At 34.2% G+C, this 5,253-nt stretch carries 4 protein-coding genes; 3 read left to right on the top strand and 1 reads right to left on the bottom strand.

The genetic code is table 11. From position 1 onward, the window contains the following. Positions 1 to 237: 237 nt before the first annotated feature. Positions 238 to 1,851: an amino acid permease gene (locus FD20_RS11935; RefSeq protein WP_057738806.1), complete on the bottom strand. Its 1,614-nt coding sequence runs from the start codon at positions 1,849 to 1,851 to the stop codon at positions 238 to 240. A gap of 337 nt (positions 1,852 to 2,188) precedes the next feature. On the opposite strand from FD20_RS11935, the gene FD20_RS11930 reads away from it, so the two are divergent. From FD20_RS11930 to FD20_RS11920, 3 genes are read left to right on the top strand one after another with little or no spacing between them, the layout of a single operon-like run. Beyond that, entirely contained in the window at positions 2,189 to 3,532 is a 1,344-nt protein-coding gene (locus FD20_RS11930; protein ID WP_057738804.1) for an aspartate aminotransferase family protein, read from the top strand. A 2-nt stretch (positions 3,533 to 3,534) separates the two neighbouring features. Beyond that, entirely contained in the window at positions 3,535 to 4,536 is a 1,002-nt protein-coding gene (locus FD20_RS11925; protein WP_057738802.1) for a phosphotransferase enzyme family protein, read from the top strand. A gap of 11 nt (positions 4,537 to 4,547) precedes the next feature. Next, complete coding sequence (locus tag FD20_RS11920) at positions 4,548 to 4,889, top strand: P-II family nitrogen regulator (protein WP_057738800.1); 342 nt, start codon at positions 4,548 to 4,550, stop codon at positions 4,887 to 4,889. The last annotated feature ends 364 nt before the right edge of the window (positions 4,890 to 5,253 follow it).

Raw genomic sequence — 5,253 nt, 5'->3', positions numbered from 1 at the left:
TTAATTATGGCACAACTGTTCAGAAATTTATGTACCAAATACTAGGATAGGAGCAAAAAGGGAAGTTGAAAGTGCATTAATGGCAATGAACATTAGAAAATTGGTGGCAAAGGGTACCAATTATAACTGTTTTATAAACAAAAAGAAGAGATTAACGAATGACTTTTTGTCTTTTCGCTAACATCTTCTTAAAAAACATTGTACATATTTATAGTATTGATAAAAGTTCTTGTGATGCTAATTTTTTTGTTGGTGATCCCTCATTACAGGTATCTTTGCAGATTGACTGGTGGTAAGCTGTTTATTCAACTTTTCATATGAACCTAATTTAGGCCCCTTGAATACATGTTTAGCATATAGATTAAAGTAAATAGCCAAAAACAGCAGAACAAAAAATATTATTTTACCAGTTGCATAATGAATCAACAAGTGAGGTGTCAATTGAACATCTGTTGGAGATAAAATCATAATGATAATTAAAATGATAACCCAGAGACATGCAATGAAACTAACCAAATTACTCCATTTTCCAAGGTTCCAAGGACCATCATTTTTTGAAGTCCAGATTCCATGAATTTTAGCTTTAAGTTTTAAGAAGATTGGAATGACATAGGATCCATAGAGGCCAATGACACTCATTGTGCCAATAACTGCATAAACTCCATCTGAGATTCCTGAAAGGAATGCGATTGCAGCCACTAACCAAATTGCGACAGCTGGTGTGTGAAATTTAGGAGAAACTCTTTTAAAAAAGTGTGATAGTGGTAGTCCCCCATCTCGACTAAAAGCATAGACCATTCTTGAGGATGAAGTAATGGACGAACAACCACAGAACCACATAGCAATCGTTACTAACCATAGTATAAAATTACTAAAACGAGAACCGATGGCCTGTCTAATGGCAACGATAAAAGCATTGTTTCCAGCACTTGCAACAGCAGCAGGATCCTTAATTGAAATAGTAACTAAAATTAGGAGCAAGTAACCAAATATTCCTGAAATTGCTACTGACATAAATACACCCCAAGGAGCTCTTACACGAGGATTAAGTGTTTCTTCACTGGTATGTGCAGAAGCGTCATAACCAGTTAGAGTCCATTGTGCCTGCAATAAACCAATCATGAAAGCCCACCAATATGGGGTATTATTACTTGTTTGTGTCGAAAAGGTAGTAAACACATATGAAATCGGATGTGCTGGACCAATCAATGTTAGGATAATAACAATTAGTAAAACTCCTACCAGATGGTAAATGGCGGAGATAGAATTTAGTTTTGATACTAGGTCGATGCCCATATGATTTAAAAAGGCATGACTGGTAAGAATCACAAAATATGTTATTAAAAATTGTGTTTTTGATGGACTTTGGAAAATTAAATTTGATGCAAAAGTTGCACATCCATAATCAATCCCCGCAACAATCGTAACCTGACCAATAATATTTAACCAACCTGTAAACCATCCCCAAGTTGATCCACCTAAAATTGAAGCCCAATGATAGATAGCTCCTGAGGTTGGAATTGAAGAAGTCAATTCTGCCATTGCTGCTGCCACGAACAAAACTAATAAAGTTACCAAAGGCCAGCCAACACCCATCATGGCAGGTCCACCTTGAGAAAAACCATAACCATAATAAGAAACAGCTCCGGTCAAAATAGAAATTATTGAAAAGGAAACTGCAAAATTTGAAAATCCTCCCATATCTCTAATTAATTCTTGCTTATAACCAAAAGATTTAACTGTGGCGTTCTTTTTAATGTCATATTTATTCACATTATAATTAGCATTTTTAATAATGCCAACCATAACCAGAATTGTCAAAATCAAGATGAATAACCCGAAAATTAACATTTAACCAACTCCAATATTTTTAAAGAAAATAATAGCATTATGGGGGTTAAAGTCAAATATCAACATGTTTTTGATTTCATAAAAGTAATCGTTTTCTAGAAAAAAATCTTAGTATTCTTAATTTTTTTGGCTTTTTATTAGCTTGTAAATGTTTATTCCACTGTTTTTATTATAATTTAATTGTTTTATTAAAATATGATTTGAAATATATATTTGTATTTTAATATTCTGTGTTATATTATATGACATATTATAACTTTGCGGAGTTATTAACCAAATTTTATTTTGAATTTGTGAAGCGTATATATTTAAATATTTTTGATAGAGAGGTAATTCTATGACAACTGATTCAACGATTATGGATTCGAATAGCTTCGATATGGCTGATATTGATAAGTTAACACCAGAATTAAAAACGATGGTTAAGCGTCGTAAAATCTTGGGTGGATCGTATAGACTCTTTTATAAAGCGCCCTTAGACTTTGAAGAAGGACATGGCACAAAACTTTACACTCCTGATGGAACTGAATATTTAGATGCGTACAATAACATCCCTTCTTTAGGACATTCGCGAAAAGAAATCCAGGAGGCTGTATCTAATCAATTAGCTAAAATTAACACACACACTCGATATTTAAACCAAAACATTTTGAATTATGCAGAGGATTTACTTGCAACTTTTCCTAAAGAATTAAATCGTATTATGTTTATGTTGTCAGGCTCAGAAGCAAATGATTTGGCTGTCCGTGTCGCTAAAGCTGCAACTGGAGGTGAAGGAATAATTGTTACTGCGGAGGCTTATCATGGGAACACTGATTTAATTACCGGTTTATCACCGGCCATCGGATCAGAGGTGCCTATGGATATCTCCATGAGGATGATACCCACTCCAGATACCTATCGACTGGGCACAGATGATATTGGTGATTGGATGGCAGCACAAGTAAAAAAACAAATCGTGGATATGCATCGACATGGAATTAAATTTGCAGGTATTATGCTAGATTCAATCTTTTCCTCTGATGGGATTTTTCCTGGGAAAAAAGGGTTATTAAAACCGGTCATTGATATGGTACATAAATATGGAGGTGTATATATAGCGGATGAAGTTCAACCAGGGTTTGGCCGTACAGGAGAAACATTCTGGGGATTTCAACGGCATGGAATTGTGCCTGACTTAGTAACTATGGGGAAACCAATGGCTAATGGTATTGCTTGCTCAGCGTTAGTTGCTAAAGCAGACCTACTTGAAGAATTCAGCAAAAATACACCATATTTCAACACATTTGCAGGATCACCAGTAGCAATGGCAGCGGCACAAGCAACACTGGATACCATGAAAAAAGATAATACACAGAAGAACTCGCTAGATCGTGGAAGAGAACTAGTTTCAAAATTAAATAATTTGGTCCAAAAGTATCCTGTTTTAGGAGATATACGTGGAGTTGGGTTGTATGTTGGGATTGATATTGTAAAACCAGGAACAAAAGAAGCAGATTATAATTATGCTGTAAGATTGATTGAAACTATGCGGAAAAATCATGTCTTGTTGTCTCTTTGTGGACCATATGGGAATGTGCTTAAAATAAGGCCGCCGCTGGTTTTCAGCAAAGAAGATGTTATCAGATTTGTTGATATGTTAGAAAAATCATTAGGTGAAATGGAAAAAGAAGGGAAGTAGCAATGGGAGCTTTCGATAATATTCAAATTTTTCATGAAGCAGCGAACGAGACTATCACAAAGTATGATTTTTCTGATACGACGAAAATTAGATTTTTAACACTAAGTGAAAATGCCACATATTTAGTTTATAATAAAAAAACTAATGAAAAAATAGGTTTTCTGCGTGTTGGAAGACCGAATTATCATACACACGAAGAGTATGAGGCCGAAGTTGCTTGGCTTCACGAAATAAATAATTATACACCGTTGCAAGTTGCGAATCCGATTTATGCCAAAGATGGTAGCTATATTCAGGATATTAAAGGCTCTGATGGCAATATATACTATACTTTGATTACGGAAGCTTTGGTAGGTGAACCCTTAGACGAAAAAGACACTAACCATATTGTTGATCAATATGAAATGCTAGGTAAAATTACTGCTTATCTCCATAAACAGACCCAAATGTGGAATAAAACTTCTAAATTAAATAGATGGGCTTGGGACTATGATAATATCATTGGAAAAACTGCAAAATGGGGACACTGGCAAGATTATGAAGGATTTTCAGATAAAGATAAATTAGTCTTAACACGGTGTGATGAAATTATCCAAAAACGTCTTTTGCGTTATGGAAAAAATAAAGAAAACTGGGGTTTGATTCATGCTGATTTACGTCAATCAAATGTTTTGGTGGATAAAGATAAGAAGATCAAAGTCATTGACTTTGACGATGCAGGATTTGGTTGGTATTTGCAGGATTTAGCTGCTTCGATTTCATTTATTGAGCATAAAGATATAGCACCTGATTTAATAAATGGTTGGTTGAGAGGATACAAAAAAGTTATGCCTTTTTCGGATGAAAGTTTTGCAGAAATTGATACATTTATTATGTTACGCCGATTGCAAATGTCTGCATGGTTAGAAACACACTCAGATTCAGATCCTGCAAAAGATTTTAAAATAGGTTGGGTCGAAGGAACAATGATGCTTGCAGAAAGATATCTCAGAATTTTTGGATAAGGGGGTACAATATGAAAGAACTAGAATTCATTATAAATGGTCAAAAACTTGAATTATTGAAGCGAGTATTAAGCAAAAATGGAAAATATGGTGCAACATTCGATTTTGTTATGGGATATGGACATCAGCAAGGTCATGGTCAAATTTATACACGTGATGATAATCAAACAACTAACATATTGCCCAAAGTTAGTATAAAAACTGTTGTACCCGATGAAATTGTTGACGGGCTGATTAATGATGTAACAAATGAACTTTCAGATGGTTCATTTGGAGATGGGAAAATTTTTGTTCGAACTATAGATGATTCAATACAAATTAGAACAAAGGCTCATGGAATTGATGCATTGTAACCTATTCAATTTCATGTCATAAAGAAAGTAATGACTCTATCTACACTCTAGGTATCGTGAATATGATCTTCTATCGAAGATTGTAGAATAGACTTTATTCAAAGAAACTGCGTCATAAGTTCCTAAGTTAAAGAGCTTCACCAGAAAAATTATTATTTTTCTGGTGAAGCTCTTTAAATATAATTAAAAATAAAAAAGAACTGGTTGCAGCCAGCATTTTCAAAAACAATACCTCTATAGAAAGGATAACAAAAATGTGTACTGATTATAACATAAATCAGACCGTACTTAGTATCAAAACTGACTGGGGAACCAAAAGAAAATCATCCTGCACGGATGATTAATCAAATAGTTGAAGACCTTA

This window comes from Liquorilactobacillus uvarum DSM 19971, assembly GCF_001434935.1.
Taxonomy (GTDB): domain Bacteria; phylum Bacillota; class Bacilli; order Lactobacillales; family Lactobacillaceae; genus Liquorilactobacillus; species Liquorilactobacillus uvarum.
Note: the sequence above shows the minus strand (reverse complement) of the source record. Positions and strands in the feature narration are given on the sequence as shown.